Here is a 1,509-nt window from a genome sequence, read left to right on the forward strand (position 1 = left end):
AATGCCAAACCTAACAAAAAATTATAACTGTTCAATTTCATTTCAGAATTCTCAACCAACAAAGATTCGGGAAAGCGTCACAAAAAGAGAGTTTCCATGTAAACATAGAAACCCTCTCATCCATCAATTATTGATAGATAATTGTGTATTGAACAGAAGTGTTAACTTTACCAGCAGTAGAAGCGCCAGTTGCATAGTATTCAGCATAGTAGTTAAGGTCTGCGCTACCAGCTGCAGCTACGTCAACCCATTGAGAGTTAGCTTGAGCCCCGTTCGCACCAGCAGCAAGAACTGGGATGAAGTTGTTATTGCTACCTAAAAGTTGAACGTTAACGTTTTTAGCACCAGTAGCGTCTTTGTTAAGTAAACGACCAGTATTAAAGTCAACGTTAGCACCTGGTTCGAAGTAAGTAGCTACTTTACCTTCAGAACAGTTAGCTAATTTAATTTGGAAAGGAGTACGACCAGCAACATCCCCAGCAACAGCTAAAGTTTGCTTAGAAACAGTTGGAAGAGTAACTGTGAAGTCTTTACCAGCTGGAGTAACGATGTCACAAGTTTTGTCTGTAACTAAACCATTAATTGTAATTGTACCATCAGCAGCTTGAGCATTCGCAATCCCTACAACCGAAAGAGCAGCGATCAAAGCAAGTTTTTTCATAGTGTTTTCTCAAAAGTCTGGATAAAAGTTTATTTCCTTACTTTTCCAGTGCTTGACATCTTGAAAAGTAATGTAACAATGCTAACACTTTTTAAACAAAATGCAAACTATGTCACATTATTTTTTCATAATTTTAATTGAGTCACAATATTAGGATGCGGTTAACAGCTAGTTAACACAGCTTATGTAGCTGTTTTATAGATAGTTTTTATTGTTTAGAAGAAAGGAATCATAGAGATAAGAAAATTACATAAGGCGACTATGTAACTGGAAAAGAATTAAACAATTTACGTGAAGAATAAGTTTAAATTCTTACAATACAATTATATAGAATAAATTATGCAGATGTATATAGAAAAAATATACAAATAGACATTTTTGCAGAAAAAGAGTGACCCAATACCCAATTCATAAAGAATTATGTTGAATTGTATGAATCACTCTTTTGCCAGCTTCTATAGTAATAAGTTCAAATGTGATGAAATGAGCTTAATGATAATTGATAAGTATAATCTTTCGATTAGAACCTAGACTTTCAATGCTAGTGTCCATCTTCTCTGTATGTTGAGTTAATTTATAGAGACTATCTTTATTTAAATATTCACTATCAAGTTTAATATTCAAATTGTTGACTTCGTTACATTCTATCTCATTACTTTTTGTTGAGCATGTGTCTTCAACAATATTTCCTTTAATCATTATTGTGTTATTTGCATAACAAAATAGTGGGGAAGTAGAAAATACCGCCAAAACCAAAATTTTAAATATATTATTTTTCATTTTATAAGTACCTATTTATTAAATAGTTAATATAAGTGATACAATATTTTTTATTTAAAAACAATATA

At 31.8% G+C, this 1,509-nt stretch carries 2 protein-coding genes; both read right to left on the reverse strand.

The window, feature by feature from the left end:
- Positions 1-127 precede the first annotated feature (127 nt).
- Positions 128-661 carry a fimbrial protein gene (locus VXQ92_RS17525; protein WP_000731817.1) on the reverse strand — a complete coding sequence of 178 codons (534 nt, stop codon included), beginning with the start codon at positions 659-661 and terminating at the stop codon, positions 128-130.
- Between the two features lie 489 nt (positions 662-1,150).
- Positions 1,151-1,441, reverse strand: coding sequence for a hypothetical protein (locus VXQ92_RS17530; protein ID WP_000794352.1), 291 nt, complete (start codon positions 1,439-1,441; stop codon positions 1,151-1,153).
- Positions 1,442-1,509: the final 68 nt, after the last annotated feature.

Source organism: Acinetobacter sp. 228, assembly GCF_048147885.1.